This is a genomic window from Streptomyces sp. NPDC031100, assembly GCF_055570785.1.
Genome location: NZ_JBVIGN010000011.1, coordinates 45,335 through 64,627, shown reverse-complemented (window position 1 = coordinate 64,627; position 19,293 = coordinate 45,335). Strand labels below are relative to the sequence as shown.

At 73.0% G+C, this 19,293-nt stretch carries 10 protein-coding genes; 7 read left to right on the top strand and 3 right to left on the bottom strand.

Features of this window, described 5'->3' with window-relative positions; all coding sequences use genetic code 11:
* Positions 1 to 33: 33 nt before the first annotated feature.
* The 3 genes from prfB to ACZ5DS_RS28600 all read right to left on the bottom strand — a co-directional run bounded on the left by prfB (position 34) and on the right by ACZ5DS_RS28600 (position 4,220).
* Positions 34 to 1,140, bottom strand: a complete 1,107-nt coding sequence (prfB, locus tag ACZ5DS_RS28610; protein ID WP_468243940.1) for a peptide chain release factor 2 — start codon at positions 1,138 to 1,140, stop codon at positions 34 to 36.
* 50 nt (positions 1,141 to 1,190) lie between these two features.
* On the bottom strand, positions 1,191 to 2,420 hold the full coding sequence (locus tag ACZ5DS_RS28605) for a serine/threonine-protein kinase (protein WP_468243937.1): 1,230 nt from the start codon (positions 2,418 to 2,420) through the stop codon (positions 1,191 to 1,193).
* A gap of 111 nt (positions 2,421 to 2,531) precedes the next feature.
* The gene (locus ACZ5DS_RS28600; protein ID WP_468243934.1) at positions 2,532 to 4,220 is read right to left on the bottom strand and encodes a serine/threonine-protein kinase; all 1,689 of its coding nucleotides are present in this window, start codon (positions 4,218 to 4,220) and stop codon (positions 2,532 to 2,534) included.
* A 342-nt stretch (positions 4,221 to 4,562) separates the two neighbouring features.
* Here ACZ5DS_RS28600 and ACZ5DS_RS28595 point away from each other — a divergent pair, with 342 nt between their 5' ends.
* The 7 genes from ACZ5DS_RS28595 (at position 4,563) to ACZ5DS_RS28565 (ending at position 19,268) form a co-directional block, all read left to right on the top strand.
* Positions 4,563 to 8,507 (top strand): FHA domain-containing protein, encoded by a 3,945-nt coding sequence (locus ACZ5DS_RS28595; RefSeq protein ID WP_468244607.1) that lies wholly within the window; start codon positions 4,563 to 4,565, stop codon positions 8,505 to 8,507.
* A 155-nt stretch (positions 8,508 to 8,662) separates the two neighbouring features.
* Positions 8,663 to 10,045 (top strand): ABC transporter substrate-binding protein, encoded by a 1,383-nt coding sequence (locus ACZ5DS_RS28590; protein ID WP_468243931.1) that lies wholly within the window; start codon positions 8,663 to 8,665, stop codon positions 10,043 to 10,045.
* Positions 10,046 to 10,052: 7 nt separating this feature from the next.
* On the top strand, positions 10,053 to 11,396 hold the full coding sequence (locus ACZ5DS_RS28585) for a carbohydrate ABC transporter permease (RefSeq protein WP_468243928.1): 1,344 nt from the start codon (positions 10,053 to 10,055) through the stop codon (positions 11,394 to 11,396).
* The gene (locus ACZ5DS_RS28580) at positions 11,393 to 12,304 is read left to right on the top strand and encodes a carbohydrate ABC transporter permease (RefSeq protein WP_468243925.1); all 912 of its coding nucleotides are present in this window, start codon (positions 11,393 to 11,395) and stop codon (positions 12,302 to 12,304) included. Before ACZ5DS_RS28585 ends, ACZ5DS_RS28580 begins: the two co-directional genes overlap by 4 nt.
* Positions 12,305 to 12,459: 155 nt before the next feature.
* Positions 12,460 to 14,718, top strand: coding sequence for a bifunctional glycosyltransferase/CDP-glycerol:glycerophosphate glycerophosphotransferase (locus ACZ5DS_RS28575; protein WP_468243922.1), 2,259 nt, complete (start codon positions 12,460 to 12,462; stop codon positions 14,716 to 14,718).
* A gap of 125 nt (positions 14,719 to 14,843) precedes the next feature.
* A complete protein-coding gene (locus tag ACZ5DS_RS28570) occupies positions 14,844 to 17,054 on the top strand; it encodes a bifunctional glycosyltransferase/CDP-glycerol:glycerophosphate glycerophosphotransferase (RefSeq protein ID WP_468243919.1) in 2,211 nt (736 codons plus the stop codon).
* Between the two features lie 6 nt (positions 17,055 to 17,060).
* Complete coding sequence (locus ACZ5DS_RS28565) at positions 17,061 to 19,268, top strand: bifunctional glycosyltransferase/CDP-glycerol:glycerophosphate glycerophosphotransferase (RefSeq protein ID WP_468243916.1); 2,208 nt, start codon at positions 17,061 to 17,063, stop codon at positions 19,266 to 19,268.
* Positions 19,269 to 19,293: the final 25 nt, after the last annotated feature.

Below are 19,293 nucleotides of genomic sequence, written 5' to 3'. Positions count from 1 at the left end.
GCCTCGGGGGCGGCAGTTGTCATGTCGACAAAGTTACTTCTCCTGCTGCTTGCGCCAGCGAATGCCGGCCTCCAGGAAGCCGTCGATCTCGCCGTTGAACACGGCCTCCGGGTTGCCCACTTCGTACTCGGTGCGCAGGTCCTTGACCATCTGGTACGGGTGCAGCACGTACGAACGCATCTGGTTGCCCCAGGAGTTGCCGCCGTCGCCCTTGAGGGCGTCCATCTTGGCCTGCTCCTCCTGACGGCGCCGCTCCAGCAGCTTGGCCTGGAGGACGTTCATCGCGGTGGCCTTGTTCTGGATCTGCGACCGCTCGTTCTGGCAGGAGACCACGATGCCGGTGGGGAGGTGCGTGATGCGGACCGCGGAGTCGGTCGTGTTCACGCCCTGGCCGCCGGGGCCGGAGGACCGGTACACGTCGATCCGCAGGTCGCTCTCGTCGATCTCGACGTGGTCGGACTGCTCGACGACCGGCAGCACCTCGACGCCCGCGAAGGACGTCTGACGGCGGCCCTGGTTGTCGAAGGGCGAGATGCGCACCAGGCGGTGCGTGCCCTGCTCGACGGAGAGGGTGCCGTAGGCGTACGGCGACTGCACGGCGAAGGTGGTCGACTTGATGCCGGCCTCTTCCGCGTACGACGTCTCGATGAGCTCGGTCTTGTAGCCGCGCTGCTCGGCCCAGCGCAGGTACATGCGCTGCAGCTTCTCGGCGAAGTCGGCGGCGTCGACGCCACCGGCCTCGGCGCGGATGTTGACGAGCGCCTCACGGGAGTCGTACTCGCCGCTGAGGAGCGTCCGGACCTCCATCTCGTCCAGCGCCTTGCGGACGGCTGCCAGCTCGGACTCGGCCTCGGCGCGGGTGTCCGGGTCGTCCTCCTCCTCGGCCATCTCGAAGAGGACCGCGAGATCGTCGATCCGGCCGCGCAGCGCCTCCGCCTTCCTGACCTCGGCCTGGAGGTGGGAGAGCTTGCTGGTGATCTTCTGCGCCTCGTCCGGGTTGTCCCACAGGGACGGCGCGGCCGCCTGCTCCTCGAGCACGGCGATGTCTGCCCTCAGCTTGTCGAGGTCCAGGACGGCCTCGATCGACTCCATGGTCGAGGAGAGGGACTTCAGCTCTTCGGATACATCGACGACTGCCACGCCTCCAGCGTAACGGCTCCGGCAACCGACCTGGGCCCTGCATGTTCCGGTCACGGCGTCGACGTGCTGTGGGTCTCCTTCGGCGCCTGGTCCTCACCGGACGTGGCCAGCCACGCGCCCACTCCCACGAGCGCTGCCACGGCCACCCCCGCCACGCCCAGCGTGATCCGGCGCCGCCGCACCGCGGCACGGTGCCGGGCCGACCCCGGCCGGGGCGCACCGGCCGTACGCGGCACCCGCGCCGTACCGTGCGCTCCGCCTGCCAGTTCGTCCGGTCCCGGCACCCGCATCGACGTGTGCGTGTCCCGGTTGGAGTCCGGCTTGGCGCCGGGTACGAGGGACACCGCTCCCCGCCGCCGTACCGGCTCGCTCCCGGACCGAGGAGCCGGCGCCGGCTCCTCGGTCTCCTCCCCGGCGGCCTCGGCGTCCGGCTCGTCCACGTCCAGCGGCGGCATCCCCACCAGCGTCGGCAGCTGTTCCCGCAGCCGAGAGGCCAGCTCCGAGGCGCGCAGCCGGGAGGCGGGCGCCTTCGCCAGGCACTGCACGATCAGCTGCCAGAGCTCCTCGGGGATGCCGGGCAGCGGTACGACGGTCTCGGTGACGTGCCGGCGCAGCACCGCGCCGGGGTGGCCGCCCCCGAAGGGGGTGAAGCCGGCGAGCAGCTCGTACAGGACCGTGGCGAGCGCGTAGATGTCCACGGAGGCCCGCGGCGGCAGGCCCTCGACGATCTCCGGCGCCAGGTAGTCGGGCGTACCGATGATCTTCGTGGCCCGGGTGCGCTTCGGGGAGTCGATCAGCTTGGCGACGCCGAAGTCGGTGAGCAGCGCGGGGTGGGCGCCGCCCGGGCCGAGCGGGCCCTGCATGTCCAGCAGGACGTTCTCGGGCTTCACGTCCCGGTGTACGACCCCGGCCGCGTGGGCGGCCGCGAGCGCGTCCGCGATATCCGCGACGATCGCCACGGCCGCTTCGGGTGCGAGGCGCCGCTCCCGTTCGAGGCGGGTGCGCAGATCGGTGCCGCGCACCAGGTCCATGACCAGCGCCAGGTCGTTGCCGTCGACCACGAGGTCGCGCACGGTGACGATGTTCGGGTGCTCCAGGCCGAGCAGGGCGGTGCGCTCCTGGACGAAGCGTCCGACGAGTTCCTGGTCGGACGCGAGGTCCTCGCGCAGCAGCTTGACGGCGACGGGACCGTCAGGTCCCTCACCCAGCCACACCGTGCCGGCGCTGCCCCGCCCCAGGATCTGGTTGGCGGTGTACCGGCTGCCGATCTTCCGTGCCAAGACTGCTCCTACTGCCGCGTGTTGTCGCTAAAACTACGCGTCCGAGGAGCCAACCTTCACCGCGGAGACGGAAATCACCCGCCAGATGTCGACAAATCCCTAAACCAGCGGTCAGGCGCCGCTGCCGGAGGAGGAGCCCAGCTCCTTGACCCAGTGGCTCACCGAGCGGACCCAGTCCGTCACCTGGTGCCAGTAGCCCTTGCCGTGCCCGACCCAGGTGTGCAGCGGGGTCAGCTCCCAGACCAGCCAGCCGGCCACGATCAGGATGACGATCGTGAACAGGCAGCCCTTCAGGCAGCCGAGGCCGGGGATCTTCATCGGGTTGGCGCTGCGCTGGCGGGCCGGCCGGGGCTCGCGCGCGGGCCGCTGCGGCTCCGGGGCGGGGGGCGCGTACCGCTGCGGCTGCGGCGGGGCGTACTGCTGGGGCTGCTGCTGCGGGTGGCCGTACCCCGCCGGCGGGCGCTGCCTGCCGCGCGGCTGCGGTTGCTGCGGGCGCGCCTGCGGGGCCTGGCGCGGCGGCTGCTGCGGCCGGGCGACCTGTCGCTGGGGGCGGCGGCGCAGCGGGTCCTCGTCGGGGTCGAGGTACTGGATCTGCGTCTGCTCGTTGCGGTCCCGGGCGGCGCGCAGCTGGGTCTGCCAGGGGTGCGGCTGCTCGGGCTGCTGGCCGGGCCCGCCCTGGGGCATCGGCGGCATGACCGCCGTCGGGTCGGCCGCGCCGGTGTTCGGCAGGACGGCGGTGGGGTCGGCGGCACCGGCGGGGCCGCCGGTGTGGGGCAGGACGCTGGTCGCTGCGTTGGGATCGTGCTGGCCGTAGGCCCCCTGCGGCGCGTTCGTCGGCAGCACCTGGGTGGGGTCGGCGGCGCCGGGCACGCCCGGGACGGCGGTCGGGGCCGGGTCCGGGGCCAGCAGGGCGGCGACACCCTCGGCGGCGGCGATCTGGGCGGCGTTGGCGTGCACGCCGACGCCCTCGGCCACGACCCGGAGCCCGCGTGCGAGGTTCTCGGCGCTGGGCCGCTCGTCGGGGTTCTTGCGCAGGCAGCGTTCTATGACCGTCCACAGCGGGTCCGGGACGGTGGAGGGGCGGCGCGGCTCGGCGCTGAGGTGCTGGTGCAGCACCTCGAGAGCGGTGCCGCCGCCGAACGGCGGGCGGCCGGTGACCAGCTCGTACAGCAGGATGCCGGCGCCGTAGATGTCGACGGCGGAGGTCTGCGGGCGGCCCTCGGCGGACTCCGGTGCGACGTACGCGGGCGTGCCGACGAACTCGTGGGTGCGGGTCAGGCCCGGGGAGTCGGCGAGGCGGGCGATACCGAAGTCGGTCAGCATCGGGTGCATCTGGCCCTCGTACTGCTGGAGCAGCACGTTGGCGGGCTTCAGGTCGCGGTGGACGACGCCGTCGGCGTGGCTCGCGGCGAGGGCGTCGGCGATCTGCGCCGTCAGCAGCGCGGCGGCGACCGGGGTGAGGGGGCCGTTCTCGCGCAGGTAGCGGTGCAGGTCGGGGCCGTCGACGAGGTCCATGACCAGGGCCAGCAGCTCGCCCTCGACGACCAGGTCGCGGACCCGGACGATGTTGGGGTGGGTGAGCCGGAGCAGGACGGAGCGTTCCCGCAGGAACCGCATCACGATGTCCGGGTCGCTCGCCAGTTCCTCCTTGAGGACCTTGATCGCGACCGTCTCGCCGGGCTGGCCGGCCACGGCCGCCTCGGCGCCCGCGGTCTCGCGCTGGCGGGCACGCCAGACGGTGCCCGTGGCGCCGCGTCCGAGCGGCTCCTCGAGCAGGTACTTGCTGCCGACTGGCCGCACGTTCCGCGCTCCCTGCTGTCTGTTCGCCTGTGTTCCGGTGTTCCGGCCCACTGTAGTGCCGCCCCCGAGGGCACTACGTAAGCGTTCCCGTCGATGTTCGAAGGAAAGACGCTCGCCTCGGTCTCCTGGTTGCCCAGGGCCGGACGTGACCGATCTCAACTGATCACCGATGGATTCCTGGTCAGGCACTTTTGGGGGCAGAGCTGACCAATCAAGATCACTTGGCACCGGGCCGCGGGCGCGTTGTCAGTGACAGGTGCGAGGATGCGTGCAGTACTGGCCGACGTGCTCGTGCGGGGGTGGGGGATGTCCGCGCCCGGGCAGAAGGGACCGCTGACGGCGATGCAGATCCGGCTGACCGTCGTAGACCCGCTGGGCCCGTCCCCGCAGCGGGGCCGCGCCGCGAGCCGTGACGTGCTGGTGACGGCGCCCGCGGGCACGGACCTGGCCGCGGTGGCGTCGGCACTGGCCACGGCGGTCACCGGAGACGGCGCCACGGGCCGGGACACCGGCAGCGCGTCGGTCGTCCTGTACGCGGGCGCGGAGCGGCTGGACCCCCGCCGCTGCACCCTCGGCGAGCCTCCCCTGGTCGACGGCGCCGTGCTGTCCCTGGGCGCCCCGGCGGCCCCCGAGCCGCATCCCGAGCTGGACGACGCCCCGACCCAACTGCACGTGGTCGCGGGCCCGGACGCGGGCGGGGTCCATCTGCTGCACGGCGGCCGGATCACCGTGGGCCGCTCCGCCGACGCCGACGTCCCGCTGGACGACCCGGACGTCTCCCGCCTCCACTGTGCGGTCACGGTCGCCGCCGACGGCCGCGTCTCGGTCGCCGACCTCGGCTCCACCAACGGCACGGCCCTGGACGGCACCCGCGTGACCGACCGCCCGCTGCGCTTCCCTCCGGGCGCCCTCCTGAGGATCGGCGAGTCCGCCCTGCGGGTCACTCCGTCCGCGGGCCCCGGGGCACGGGTACGGACGGTGCCGGACGGGGAGGGGTGCGTACGGATCGCCCTGGGGGGCGAAGAGGGCAGTGGTCCGGGGGCGGCAGGGGGTTTCGAGGGGGATCCTGCGCTGGGGACCGGGGCCGGTGTGACGGGTCCGGGCGCTGGGGCCGGTGCGGCGGGCGTCGGGGCTGGTGCAGTTGACACCGGGGCCGGGGCGACAGGCATGGGGATTGGTGCGGCTGGCGCCGGGGCTGATGCGGCGGGCGCCGGAACTCGGGCGGCGAACGCCGGGGCCGGGGCGCCAGGCGCCAGGGCCGGTGCGGCAAGCGCGGGGACCGGGGCGACCGGCGCCGGGACCAGGGCTGCGGGCGCCGGGGCCGGTGTGACAGGCGCCGCCGGGCACGCGCGCGTGGATTCCGCGCCGGGCGCGGGTGCCTACGGCCCCTCCGGGCCGACGCAGCACGCATACGGCACGGCGAGCTGGGGCGCCTCGGGCGGGGGCGCGGAGGGTCAGGAGCACCGGCGCGGGGAACGGTCGACGGTACCCGGTCAGGCCGGGGCGCCGGGCATCGAGAGCCGGGCGGGAGGCGCGGGGGCGCCGGGCTCGGCTTCCGGCGGCGGGACCGCGGGCCGCTTCGGGGCTGCCGGGGTGGTCTCCTCCGACAGTGCCATGCATGCGGGGCGCTACGAGGTCAGCGGCCCACGCGTCGCATCCCCGGCATCCGGTGACGGGAATGCGGACACAGGCCTCCTCGGGACCAGCCGACTTGGCGGTGAACCCCGCGGTGGGGACACGCATGCGGGGCGCTTCGGCGTCGGCGGCCCGGGTGGTGTCGAGGGCGCGTACGCCTGTGGGGCGCGCCCGGTGCCGGACGGTGCGTCCTCCGGCGCCGCCGCGGGAAGCGGCCGAGGCCGTAAGGACACTCCTCTCCGGGGCACCGACGTTCCCCAGGGCGGACGTCGTCGGGGCGGGCTCGGTGCGTGGGCGCGGCGGCTGGCCGGCGGGCGCGCGGAGCAGCCGTCGGCCGGGCAGGAGGAGTACGGCGCCGCTGAGGCCCGTACCCCGGCGGCAGAGCTGCCGCAGCTGCCGGAGACCTGGCCGGACCCCGCCGCGCTGCTGCTGACGGCGCTGGGTCCCGGGCCCCGGCTGTGGGAGCGGGCGTCGGGTCACCCGGAGGCGCTGACGGTGCGGCTCGGCACGGCCGACCGGAGCGCGCCGGACGGCTCGGGCGTGCTGCCCGCCGTACCGGTGACCGCAGCGCTGCGCGAGGCGGGTGCGCTGGGCCTGGCCGGCCCGCGCCCCCGGCTGTCCGGGCTGGCCCGCGCGGTGCTGGCCCAGCTGGTCGCGCTGCACTCCCCCGACCTGCTCGAGGTCGTCCTGATCAGCGCGGACCGCACCCGCCCGGAGGAGGAGCGCACGGCCGAGTGGTCCTGGCTGGGCTGGCTTCCGCATGTCCGCCCGGGCCACGGCCAGGACTGCCGCCTGTTGCTGGCCTACGACCGCGAACAGGCGGCGGCCCGCACGGCCGAACTGCTGCGCCGGGTCGAGGAGTTCGCGGCGACGGGCCGCGGCGCGGCCCAGCCCGCCGGGGCGAGGCCGGCGCAGGCGGGCGGCCCCACCGGACCCGTCCCGGCCGCGACGGCGGACGCGGCGAGCGGTACGACGGCCCACGCCGCCCCCGGCCAGGGCACACACCCCACCGCCTCGCACCAGACCACCTCCGCCCGCCGCCCCTCCTGGGCCAGGGACGGCGCCGAGCTGGAGGGAAGGACCGGCTTCCCGGGGCCGTACACCGTTGTCGTCGTCGACGGGGACCCCGGCGGGGCCTCTCTGCAGGAGTCCCTGGCGCGGCTGGCCGTGGCCGGCCCGCGGGCCGGGATCCATGTCGTCTGCCTCGCCGAGACCACGGCCGCGACCCCCGCCTCGCCCGTGGCGCAGACCTACGAGGCGGCCTGCGCGGTCACGCCCACCCTCCGGCACTGCGGGGCCGTGGCCCTGCTCAGCGGTGAGATCGCCGGCACGCTGCACGTGATGCGGGTCGCGCCGACCGGCCCCGTCGGCCCGGGCACCCTCGCCACCGTCGACGCCGTCTCCCCCGCCTGGGCGGAGCGGTTCGCGCGGGCTCTTGCGCCGCTCAGGCCGGACGGACCCGTCGGCGAGCGGCACGCGCGCGTGGCCGTACCGCTGCCGCAGTCGGCGCGGCTGCTGGACGAGCTGGGCCTGGCCCGGGCCACCCCGGCCTCGCTGATGGCCCGCTGGGCGGACGCGGCCGACGACACGGAGTCGCTGGGCGGCCGGGCGCGGGCGGTGCTCGGCGCCGGTCCGCGCGGCCCGCTCACCGCCGACCTGGTGGCCGACGGGCCGCATCTGCTGATCGAGGGACCGGCCGGCAGCGGCCGCACCGAGCTGCTGCGGGCCGTGGTCGCCTCGCTGGCCGCCGCCGAGCGCCCGGACCGGCTGGGCATGGTGCTGATCGACGGCCGGGACGGCGTCGGCACCGGCGCGGGCCGCGGTGAGGGGCTGCGCGTCTGCACGGACATACCCCATGTGACGACCCACCTCATCGCCAACGACCCCGTCCGCATGCGGGAGTTCGCGCAGTCGCTGAGCGCCGAGCTGAAGCGGCGCGCGGAGCTGCTGGGCCGGACGGACTTCGCCCAGTGGCACGCGGGGCGCGAGGTGTCGGGCCGGATCGTCGCCCAGCGCGGCCCGAACGGGCGGCCGGCGGCTTCCGGTGCGGGGGACGGCGCGGGGGACATAGAGGCGCCGCCCAGCTCCACACTGCGGCTGCGGCCCGGCGCGGCCCGGCGACGCACCGAGCCCGCACCCCCGCTGCCCCGGCTCGTGGTGGTCGTCGACGACCTGGACGCACTGGTCTCCCCCGCGCTCGGCTCGCCGGGCCGGCCCGCCGCCGGGTCGGTGATGCGGGCCCTGGAGGCGGTGGCCAGGGAGGGCGAGCGGCTCGGCGTCCACCTGGTGACCGCGGCCGGGACGGGCGGTCGTACGGCGGAGACGGAACCGGCCCGGCGGGCCGGCCTGCGGGTCACGCTGGACGCACCGGCGGCAGGACCTGACGAGCCGGCGCCGGGGCGGGGCAGGCTGACGTACGCGGACGGGCGGACCGTCGGCTTCCAGGGCGGCCGGGTGACGGGCCGTATCCCGCGCACCGCGACCCAGCGGCCCACGGTCGTGCCGCTGGAGTGGCAGCGGATGGGCGATCCGCCCACCCGGCGTCCCGTGCGCGAACTGGGCAACGGCCCCACCGACCTGGCCCTGCTGGCGAGCGCGGTGGAGCGGGCGGCCAGGGAGGTCGCGGCGGCGGAAGTCCCCTCACTGCTGTAGCGAAAATCCGTACGCATACCTCCCTGATCACGAGCCGGTCACGATGAACCGCCGGACGGCGCAGGCGCTCTTGCCGCCCTTGTGCGGCCCGGCGTACACCGGACCGCACGGGAGTGAGTTCTGACGTTCAACGAAGAACGACGAACGGGGAAGTGATGCGTGGCAACAGCAGCACCATCCGGACACACAGGGCCGTCACCGCACTCGTCGCCCTGCTCGCGGGAGCGCTCGCGCTGACCGCCTGTTCCAGCAGCGACGACAAGAAGGACAACGGCGGCAAGAGCAGCGGGGGCACCGCCCCGGGCTCGACGCTCACCCTGCCGAAGCTGGACGGCACGACCCTGGAGGTCGCCGCCGTCTGGACCGGCACCGAACAGGCGAACTTCAAGAAGGTCCTGGCCGAGTTCGAGAAGCGTACGGGCGCGAAGGTGACGTTCGTGCCCGCCCAGGACCCGATCATCAACTTCCTCGGTTCGAAGATCGCGGGCGGTCAGCCGCCGGACGTCGCCCTGCTGCCGCAGCCGGGCGCGATCAAGCAGGCCGTGGACAAGAAGTGGGCCAAGCCGCTCGGCGCGGACGCGCTCAAGGAACTGCAGAAGAACTACTCGCAGAGCTGGCAGGACATCGGCAAGGTCGACGGCAAGCAGTACGGGGTCTACTACAAGGCCGCCAACAAGTCGCTGATCTGGTACAACGCCCAGGCCTTCGGGAACGCGGGCGCCAAGGAGCCGAAGACCTGGCAGGAGCTGCTGACCGCCGCGCAGGCGGTGTACGACTCGGGTGTCACCCCGTTCTCGGTGGGCGGTGCCGACGGCTGGACGCTGACGGACTGGTTCGAGAACGTCTATCTGTCGCAGGCCGGGCCCGAGAAGTACGACCAGCTCGCCCAGCACAAGATCAAGTGGACCGATCCCTCGGTGAAGCAGGCCCTGACCACGCTCGGCCAGATCTGGGGCAAGAAGGACTATGTGGCGGGCGGTGCGGACGGCGCTCTGCAGACGGAGTTCCCTGCCTCGGTCACGCAGACGTTCACCGGCGGCGACCAGCCGAAGGCGGCGATGGTCTTCGAGGGCGACTTCGCCCAGGTCAACATCGGTGACACCAAGGCGAAGGTGGGCACGGACGCGAAGGTGTTCCCCTTCCCGGCGGTGGGTTCGTCGGCGCCGGTGGTCTCCGGCGGTGACGCGGCCGTGATCCTGAAGGACTCCAAGGGGGCGCAGGCACTGGCCACCTTCCTGGCCTCCCCGGACGCGGCGACCATCCAGGCCAAGCTCGGCGGCTACCTCTCGCCGAACAAGAACGTGCCGGAGTCGGCCTACCCGAACCCGGTGCAGCAGAAGATCGCCAAGGCGCTGATCGCGTCCGGCGACGACTTCCGCTTCGACATGTCCGACCAGGCCCCGCAGGCCTTCGGCGGCACCCCCGGCAAGGGCGAGTGGAAGGATCTGCAGGACTTCCTGAAGAACCCGAAGGACGTGGCGGGCGCCCAGGCGAAGCTGGAGAAGGACGCGGCGGCGGCCTACGGGAACGGGAGCTGAGCCGGCGATGGCGTCGGCAGCGGCGGCCGGGGCCCCACCGGGCCCCGCCGCACCGAAGAGCCGCAAGAGCGTGACGGGCACCCGCAGGGCGGTGGCAGCCCTCTTCCTGCTGCCCGCCCTGGTGCTGCTCGGCGCGCTCGTGGTCTACCCGATCGGGTACTCGATCGTCCGCAGCTTCTACAACGCCTCGGGCGACGGCTTCGCCGGCATCGACAACTACAAGGCGCTGTTCACGGATGACGGCATCCGTACGGCGCTGAAGAACAACATCATCTGGGTGGTGTTCGCGCCCACGGTCTCCACCGCGCTCGGTCTGGTCTTCGCCGTGCTGACCGAACGGGTGCGCTGGGGCACGGCGTTCAAGCTGGTCGTCTTCATGCCGATGGCGATCTCCATGCTGGCGGCCGGGATCATCTTCCGGCTGGTGTACGACCAGGACCCGGACAAGGGCGTCGCCAACGCGGTGTGGGTGGGCGTGCACGACAGCTTCGCGCAGGCGTCGGCGTTCCCGAAGGCACACCCGGGCCGCGAGTCGCCGCTGAAGCCCGACCAGGGCGGCTTCATCACCACGGCCACGGTGCACACCGGCCGGACGGTCACGCTCCCGCTGGTCGGCGTCGCCCCCGACCAGATGCCCGACGGTGCGAAGCAGGCCGTGGCGGCCAAGCCGGAGCCGGCGAAGATCACCGGCACCACCTGGCAGGACTTCACCCGGGGCAAGGGCGTCGGAAAGCTGGGCGCGCCCGACCCGTCGGAGCTGGGCTACGCCGGGATGCGGATCGAGGCGGTGAAGGACGGCACGGTGGTGGCCACCGCCAAGGCGGCCGGCGACGGCACCTTCACGCTGCCCGCGAAGGCCGACGGGGCTCGGCTGAGGCTTCCCGCGAGCAACTTCAGGGAGCCGTACAACGGTGTCGACTGGCTCGGCCCGTCGCTGGTCACCCCGGCCATCATCGGGTCGTACGTGTGGATGTGGGCGGGCTTCGCGATGGTGCTGATCGCGGCCGGTCTCGCGGGCGTGCCCCGGGAGCTGCTGGAGGCCGCGCGCGTGGACGGTGCGAGCGAGTGGCAGGTGTTCCGCCGGGTCACCGTGCCGCTGCTCGCGCCGGTCCTCGCGGTCGTCACCGTGACGCTGATGATCAACGTGCTCAAGGTGTTCGACCTCGTCTACATCATCGCGCCGGGCTCCTCCCAGGACGACGCGAACGTGCTGGCCCTGGAGCTGTACCGGAAGGGCTTCTCGGAGGGCCGGCCGGGCATCGCGAGCGCCATCGCGGTGTTCCTGCTGCTCCTGGTGATCCCGGTGATGTGGTTCAACATTCGCAGGCTGAGGCGGGAGGTGCGGCGATGACGACCGCCGCCGGAAGCATCGGGAAGACGGCACCCGCCGACATGACGGTGAAGGCCCGGCGGTCGCTCGGTTCGAGGATCACCGAGAAGCTCAGCGGCGGTCTGGTCCGCGTCCTCCTCGTCCTCGTGGGCCTGTTCTGGCTGGTGCCGACGGTAGGCCTGCTCATCTCCTCGCTGCGTGCGCCGGAGGACATGAGTGCGAGCGGCTGGTGGAAGGTGTTCTCCCAGCCGTCCCAGCTGACCTTCGAGAGCTACCAGAAGCTGCTGGAGAACAGCGACATCACCAACTCGCTGGTCAACACCGTGCTGATCACGGTCCCGGCGACGATCCTGGTCGTGGTGATCGGCTCGCTGGCGGGCTACGCGTTCGCGTGGATGGAGTTCCCGGGCCGGGACTGGTGGTTCCTCGGAGTGGTCAGCCTGCTGGTGGTGCCGGTGCAGGTGGCGCTGATCCCGATCGCCGAACTGTTCGGCCGGATCGGCCTGTTCGGGACCATCTTCGGGGTGATCCTGTTCCACGTCGGATTCGGACTGCCGTTCGCGGTGTTCCTGCTGCGGAACTTCTTCGCGGAGATCCCGAGGGAGCTGCTGGAGGCGGCCCGCCTGGACGGCGCCGGTGAACTGCGCCTGTTCGCCCGGGTGGTGATGCCGCTCGGCGGGCCCGCGATCGCGAGCCTCGGCATCTTCCAGTTCCTGTGGGTGTGGAACGACATGCTGGTCGCGCTGGTGTTCACCAAGTCCGGCTCGCAGCCGATCACGGTCGCCCTGCAGACGCAGGTACGGCAGTTCGGCAACAACATCGACGTGCTGGCGCCGGGCGCCTTCATCTCGATGGTGGTCCCGCTGGTCGTGTTCTTCGCGTTCCAGCGGCAGTTCGTGTCCGGAGTGATGGCGGGCGCGGTCAAGTAGCAATAAAAGGGACACTTTTTCGAGGGGCGGGCCTTAAAAAGCCCGCCTCTTCCCGTTCACCCCATGTCCCCCACATGCCGTACGAACCGTAACCAATTCACTCCATCGGCCGTTCCCGGGCAGAACCCCCGCGCCGACCGACCGATGGATGCCCCTTGCCCAGGTTCAGTGTCATTGTCCCCGCGTACAAGGTCCAGGCGTACCTGCCGGAGTGCCTGGACTCGGTGCTTTCACAGTCGTACCCCGATCTCGAACTGATCGCCGTGGACGACTGCTCACCGGACGCCTGCGGTGCCCTCATCGACGAGTACGCCGCCCGCGACACGCGTGTGAAGGCCGTACACCTGGCGGAGAACCAGGGTCTTGGCCGCGCCCGGAACGCGGGCATGGCCGAGGCGACCGGCGACTACCTGGTCTTCCTGGACAGCGACGACACGCTCACCCCGGACGCGCTGCGGGCGATCGCCGACCGGATCAAGGAGACCGGCGAGCCGGACGTCGTGGTCTTCGACTACGCGCGCACGTACTGGACGGGCGAGGCGGAGCGCAACAAGGTCGCGACGCAGCTGGCCGAGCAGGGCCCGGCGCCCTTCCGCCTGGAGGACCGCCCAGGGCTCCTCAGGGTCATCATGGTGGCCTGGAACAAGGCGTACCGGCGGGAGTTCGTCGAGAACAACGCCTTCCGCTTCCCGCCGGGCTACTACGAGGACACCCCCTGGACCTACCCGGTCCTGATGGCGGCCGAGTCGATCACGACCCTCGACCGGGTGTGCGTGCACTACCGGCAGCGCCGGCAGGGCAACATCCTCGGCACCGTCAGCCGCAAGCACTTCGACATCTTCGAGCAGTACGACCGGGTGTTCGCGTTCCTCGACGCGCGGCCCGACCTGGCCCGGTGGCGCCCGGTGCTGTTCCGCCGTATGGTCGATCACTTCTCCACGGTGTTCACCAAGCGGGACCGGCTCCCGCGCGGCACCCGTGGCGAGTTCCTGCGCAAGGCCCGCGCCCACTACCGCCGTCACCACGTCCGGGGCGCCTCCGTCCCGCTGCGGACCCGGCTGCGCCACACCCTGGTCCACTTCGGCCTGCACCGCACCTACCGCGCCCTCCGGCTGGCGATGGCCGCCCGCCGCCGCGCCCTCAAGGCCACCCACAAGCTCGCCCGGGCCCTCAGGGCGGCCGTCCTCCAGCTGCACTACCGCATCCAGCTGCGCCTTCCGCTGCGCGCCGACCGGGCCGTCTTCGCCGCCTACTGGAACCGTGGACACGGCTGCAATCCGGGCGCCCTGGAGGAGGCGTTCCGCACCCACGCCCCGCACATCCGCACCGCGTGGATCGCCCGCCCCGAGCACCAGCACACGATCCCGCCGGGCCCGCGCCGGCTGCGTCCGGGCACCTTCGCCTACTGGACGGCGCTGGCCCGCTCCAAGTACCTGGTCAACAACGTCAACTTCGACCGCCGGCTGAGGAAGCGCCCGGGCCAGGTCTTCGTCCAGACCCAGCACGGCACGCCCCTCAAGCACATGGGCCTCGACCTCCAGGAACGCCCGGCGGCCGCCGGTGACATGGACTTCGAGGAGCTCCTGCGGGGCGTCGACAAGTGGGACTACGTGCTGTCCGCCAACCGCCACACCACCCTGACCTGGGAGCGCGTCTACCCCGGCGGCTACACCACGCTGGAGTACGGCTATCCGCGCAACGACGTGTTCCAGCGGGCGACGTCGGCCGACGTGGCCCGGATCCGCGAGTCGCTGGGCATCCCCGAGGGCACGGTCGCGCTGCTGTACGCCCCCACGCACCGCGACTACCGCCGCACCCAGCGCCCCGCCCTCGATCTGGACCGGATCGTGCGCCGTCTGGGCCCGCGCTTCGTGATCCTGGCCCGCTCCCACTACGGGCACCCCGGCCCGCTCGCCGAGGGCGCCGACCGGGTCATCGACGTCAGCGACCACCCGAACATCGCTTCCCTCTGCCTCGCCTCGGACGCGCTGGTCACCGACTACTCCTCCGTCATGTTCGACTACGCCAACCTCGACCGGCCGATCGTCGTCCACACCGAGGACTGGGACGCGTACGAGGCCGCCCGGGGCACCTACTTCGACCTGCGCGCCGTCCCGCCGGGCGCGGTCGCCCGCAGCGAGGACGAGCTGATCGACATCTTCGCCACCGGCCACTGGCGCGGCTCGCGCTCCGCCCAGCTGCGCGCGGCGTTCCGGGAGCGGTTCTGCCCGTACGACGACGGGCGCGCCGCCGAACGCGTCGTACGGCATGTCGTGCTGGGCGAGACGGCGGGGCTGCCGCCGTTCATTCCGCTCGCCGAGCGCCACCCGGTGCCGTCGGCCGTGTCGGAGTGCAGCCCGCTCGCCACCGCGCCGCAACCTTCCGGCTCGCTCCCCGTCACCGAGAGCCGCTGAACAGCGTTGGTCCTACCGGGAGTTCCCATGCCCCTCAGCACGACGCGGCCCACTCCGGTCCGGCCGTCCACCTGGCGTCCCGCCGGACGGCCCAGCCGCGTCCGCAAGACGACAGAAAGAGCAGAATGCCCCGCTTCAGCATCATCGTCCCTTCCCACGGGGTCGCTGGTCGGCTGTCCCAGGCGCTGGACTCGGTCCTCGGCCAGTCCTTCGGCGACCTGGAGCTGATCCCGGTCTGCGACGCCCCCGACGCCCCTGCCGCGACGGTGGCCGCCGGATACGCCGAGCGGGACTCCCGGGTGACACCGGTCAACTCACCGCCGTCCGCCGGTCTGAGCGGGGCGCGCAACGCCGGGATGCGGGCGGCGACCGGCGCGTACGTGCTGTTCCTCGACGGCGACGACCTGCTGCTGCCGGGCGCGCTGGCGGCGCTGGACACGCGGCTGACCGAGACCGCCGGCGTGGACGTGCTCCATGTCGAGCACGAGCGGACCCCCTGGTGGGAGGGCGAGCCGAGCAACCCGGCGGCCCCGCTGCTGGCCGGGGCGCCGAAGGGCGCCTTCGCTCCGGACGCGTTCCCCGAGCTGACCGGCGTGCAGCTTCCGGCGTGGGGCACCGTCTACCGCCGCGCCTTCCTCGCCGAGCACGACCTCGTCTTTCCCGACGGTCACTTCACGGACCTGGGCTGGGGCGGGCTGACCATGATCGCCGCCGCGCGGACCGCGGTGCTGCGCCGGGTCGTCGTACGGCACCGGCTGCGCCGGCAGGGCAGCCGGCTCAACCTGCCCGGACCGCACCAGCACGGGCTGCTGGACCAGGTGGAGCTGGTCCTGGCCCGAGCGGCCGGGAGGGGGCTGTCGGCCGAGCGGACGCGGGCGCTCTTCGAGCAGTTGTTCGCGCATGTGCTGAAGACGGCGTCCCGGCCGGACCGGATGCCCTCCGGGCACCGGGCGTTCTTCCGCCGGGCCCGCCGTCTGTACCGGCAGTACCGGCCGGCCGGCTACCAGGTGCCGGACGGCAGTCTCGGCGTGCAGCACCGGCTGCTGGCGGCCGGCGCGTACACGGCGTTCCGTGCGCTGCGCGGCGCCAACCAGGCCGCGGCCCGGGTCGGCACGGGCGTGCCGCGCCCGCGCATGCTGCGCACCCGGCTGCGCTATGCCCGCGACCTGCGCCGCCCCCTCGACCCCCACCTGGCCGTGTACTGCGCCTACTGGGGCCGCGGCTACGCCTGCAACCCGGCCGCGATCCACGCCAAGGCCCGCGAACTCGCCCCGCACATCCGCTCGGTGTTCCTGGTCGAGGCCGACCAGGCCCATGCGCTGCCGAAGGACGTCGACCACGCGGTGATCGGCTCCCGCCGCTACTGGGAGGTGCTGGCGCGCGCCACGTACCTGGTCAACAACGCCAACTTCGCCGAGGGCGTCGTCAAGCGGCCGGGCAGCGTGCATCTGCAGACCCAGCACGGCACCCCGCTGAAGACGATGGGCGTGGACCAGTCGACGTACCCGGTGGTGGCCGCGCAGACCGGCAGCTTCTCCAGGCTGCTGGGGCGGGTGGACCGCTGGGACTTCAACCTCTCGGCCAACCGCCACTCCACGCAGATGTGGGAGCGGGCCTTCCCCGGCTCGTACGAGCAGCTGGAGTACGGCTATCCGCGCAACGACGTCTACTACACGGCGACCGCCGACGACGTCGCCCGCATCCGGCGGGAGCTGGGCGTGCCCGAGGGCAGCACGGCCGTGCTGTACGCGCCGACCCACCGCGACCACCACACCGGCTTCGAGCCCGGCCTCGACCTGGAGGCGTTCTGCGCGGCGGCCGGCGAGGACGTCGTCGTACTCCTGCGCGCCCACTATTTCTACGACCGGGGGCGCGCCGGGGGTTCCGCCCGGATGAGCCGCATGATCGATGTATCCGCGCACCGCTCCTCGGAGGACGTGTGCCTGGCGGCGGACGCGCTGGTCACCGACTACTCCTCCATCATGTTCGACTACGCCAACCTGGACCGGCCGATCGTCGTGTACGCCGACGACTGGGAGGTCTACCAGGAGACACGGGGCGTCTACTTCGACCTGATGAGCGAGCCGCCGGGGCCGGTCGCCCGCACCCCCGAGGAACTGGCCCGCGTCTTCCGCGACGGCTCGTACGCGGGCCCGGAGGCCAAGGCGCTGCGGGCCGCCTTCCGCGAGCGGTTCTGCCAGTTCGACGACGGACGGGCCGCCGAGCGCGTCGTACGGCGGGTCCTGCTGGGTGAGCCGCCGGAGGCGATCCCGCCGGTGATCCCGCTCGCCGAGCGCATCCCCGCACCCGCCGCCGCGACCCTCGTCAGGAGCTGATCCGCCGTGCCCCGCTTCAGTGTCATCTTGCCCTGTTTCAAGGTGCAGGGCTTTCTGCGCGAGTGCCTCGACTCGGTGCTGCTCCAGTCCTTCAACGACCTGGAGCTGATCGCCGTCGACGACTGCTCGCCCGACGGCTGCGGCGCGATCCTCGACGAGTACGCGGGCCGCGATCCGCGGGTGAAGGTGCTGCACCTGCCGGAGAACGTCGGCCTCGGCCGGGCCCGCAACGCCGGTGTGCCGCACGCGACCGGCGACTACCTGTTCTTCCTGGACAGCGACGACACCCTCACCCCGGGCGCGCTGCGGGCCGTCGCCGACCGGCTGGCGGAGGCCGCCGACCCGGACGTGCTGGTCTTCGACTACGCGCGTACCTACTGGTGGGGCGGCACCCGGCGCAACGTGCTCGCGCGCGTGCTCGCCGAGGCCGGCGCGGACACCTTCACGGTCGCCGACCGGCCGGAGATCCTGGACCTGCTGATGGTGGTGTGGAACAAGGTCTACCGGCGCGACTTCGTCGAGGAGAACGGCTTCGCGTTCCCGCCCGGGTACTACGAGGACACCCCCTGGACCTTCCCGGTGATGCTCAGCGCCCGCCGGATCGCGGCCCTGGACCGGATCTGCCTGAACTACCGGCAGCGCCGGCAGGGCAACATCCTGTCCACCACCAGCCGCAAGCACTTCGACATCCACGACCAGTACGAGCGGGTGTTCGCCTTCGTGGAGCAGCGCGAGGAGCTGTGGAGCTGGCGGCCGTATCTGCACCGCAAGATGGGCGAGCACTGCCTGGACATCCTCGCCAAGCCGGACCGGCTGCCGCCCGCGGACCGGGCCGAGTTCTTCCGGCGTACGACGGAGATGTTCCGCAGGCACCGGCCCGAGGGCGCTCTCGTGGACGGTGAGGTCGCCCTGCTGGAGGGCGGCTACGCGGCGTACCGGCTGCGCCGGCAGGCGGCGCAGGCCGGGCGCGAGGCCGGGCGACGGGCGCTGCCGGCGCGCCGGGCGGCCGCCGGACGGGCCCGGAGCGGCTGGGCCGGGCTGCACGCGCTCCGGCCGCTGGACCCGCATCTGGTGGTGTACTCGGCGTCCTCGCACCGGGGTGTGCTGGGCGATCCGGCCGCCGTCTGGCGCAGGGCGCGGGAGATCGCCCCGCAGCTGCGCGGGGTGTGGGTGGTCCGCGACGAGGAGACCGCGGCCGGGCTGCCGCCCGGGGTCGAGCACGTGCTCGTGGGCTCCCGGCGCTATCTGGAGGTCACGGCGCGGGCGACGTTCTTCGTCAACGACGTCAACTGGCCGGGCTCGCTGGCCAAGCGGCCCGGCAGCGTGCACATCCACACCCACCAGGGCACCCCGCTGAAGTACATGGGCGCCGACCTGCTGGACAAGCCCGGCGCGCGGCTCGGTTTCGACGTGCCGCAGATGCTGCGCCGGGCCGACCGCTGGGACTACAGCCTGGTCGCCAACCGCCACTCCGAGCTGGTGTGGGAGCGTGCCTACCCCTGCCACTTCCGCTCGGTGCGCACCGGCAGCCCGCGCAACGACGTGCTGGTGAACGGCGGCTCCAGCGACTTCCGGGAGCGGCACGGCATCCCCGAGGACCACCGGGTGGTGCTGTATGCGCCGACCCGCCGGGACTACCGGCGCGGGGGGCACGTGGACCGGATCGACCTGGCGCGGTTCGCGGCCGACCTGGGCACGGGCTGCACGCTCGTGGTCCGGCTGCACCCGACGCTGGCGACCGGTCCCGCGCGCGGGATGGGCCTGACCGAGCTGGCCCGGCGCGGGATCGTGGTCGACGCGACGGACGAGCCGCACGTCGAGGAGGTGCTGCTCGCCGCCGACGTGCTGGTCACCGACTACTCGGCCCTGATGTTCGACTACGCCAATCTGGACCGGCCGATCGTGGTCCACGCCGACGACTGGGCCGCGTACACCGCGAGCCGGGGCGCCTATCTCGACATCACCGCCGAGGCGCCGGGCCATGTGTCCCACTCCTACCGGGAGCTGGCCTGGCTGTTCGCCTCCGGGTCCTGGCGGGACGAGGAGTCGGCGCGGCTGCGGGCGGACTTCCGGGAGCGGTACTGCGAGTTCGACGACGGCCGGGCCGCCGAGCGGGTCGTGCGGACGCTGCTGCTGGGCGAGTCGATGCCCGAGAGCGCTGCCGTGCGGATCCCGGGCCAGAACGTCGGAGGTGACCTGCTGGCCTCGACGTGAGGCCGCGCAGATCACCTCTGTGCCG